This is a genomic window from Frankia sp. CcWB3, from assembly GCF_977927595.1.
In genome coordinates this window covers 1-1,296 of the sequence record NZ_CDWRCK010000198.1, presented here as the reverse complement: position 1 = coordinate 1,296, position 1,296 = coordinate 1, and the positions used below count along the sequence as shown (strand labels likewise).

The following is a 1,296-nucleotide window of genomic DNA, read 5'->3' as shown; positions in this document are numbered from 1 at the left end:
ACCCGGACGCCGCCGCTAACGCTCCGCTCTTCCCATCGCTTCCGATGGCGAGAATCGCTACCGATGGTGAGAACAGTCCCAACGGCGAGAACACGAGAACGGGGACAGCCTCGGCCGCTCGCCCCATCATTGTCGATGTGGGCAGTGGGGCCGGGCGTGCTGCCCGCTTCATGACTTCGTCGTCCCGAGGAGAAGACCATCATCAAGGGCACCTTCCGTTCCTTGTCCGTCTACAATTTCCGGCTCTTCGCGGGTGGCCAGGTGTTGTCCGTGACGGGAACCTGGATGATGGTCGTGGCCCAGGACTGGCTCGTCCTTTCGCTGAGCGGCGACTCGGGAACAGCCCTGGGCCTCGTGACCGCCCTGCAGTTCACCCCGATGCTGTTGCTGACCCTCTACGGCGGAAAGCTCGCGGATCGGTACGACAAACGCCGGCTACTGACCGTCGCGAACCTGGCCTCCGGCCTGCTCGCCTTGGCGCTGTCGCTGCTGGTGTTAGCCGGCACGGTCCGGCTGTGGCAGATCTGCCTGTTCGCACTGGGCCTCGGCCTCGTGAACGCCGTCGAGATGCCGACCCGGATGGCCTTCGTGAGCGAACTGGTCGGCGCCGAACTCCTCCCCAACGCGTCGGCGCTGAGCGCGGCGTACTTCAACGTCGCCCGGGTCGTCGGCCCAGCCGTCGCTGGCCCGTTGATCAGCGGCTTCGGCGTCGGCCCGGTCATGATGTTCAACGCCGTGAGCTACCTCGCGACGGTGGTGGGTCTGCGGATGATGCGCCCGGCCGAGATGCACCGCGACGCGCGCCGGGTGACCTCCACCCGGGTCGTCGACGGACTGCGGTACGTGCTCGGCCGGGAGGACCTGGTGCTCGTGCTGGGACTCGTCGCGACGATCGGGCTGTTCGGCCTGAACTTCCAGCTCACCGTGCCCCTGCTCGCCAGGACGGTATTTCACGCCGACGCGGCGGCCTTCGGGCTGCTCACCACCGGGCTCGCCGCCGGATCGCTGCTCGCGGCCCTCGTGACGACCGCTCGCCGCACCCGCCCGTCGGCCGGCACGGTGATCGGATCCGCGCTCGCGTTCGGCCTGCTGGAGACGGTGACCGGCTGGGCGCCCAGCTATGCCATGGCGGTCGTGCTCCTGATCCCTACCGGCTTCGCGACGATCTACTTCGCTCAGGCGGCGAACCACCGCATCCAGCTCGGCAGCGATCCGCAGTACCGAGGCCGGGTGATGGCGATCTATACCCTGATCCTCCAGGGATCGACGCCGCTAGGGTCTGTTTGGGAAGTAGGT

Annotated in this window: 1 protein-coding gene; it reads left to right on the top strand. The window is 67.7% G+C overall.

Annotated elements, in window-relative coordinates:
- Nucleotides 1–222: 222 nt before the first annotated feature.
- A partial coding sequence (locus tag ACY5KJ_RS14800) for an MFS transporter (protein ID WP_462203607.1) occupies nt 223–1,296 on the top strand: 1,074 nt, incomplete at its 3' end.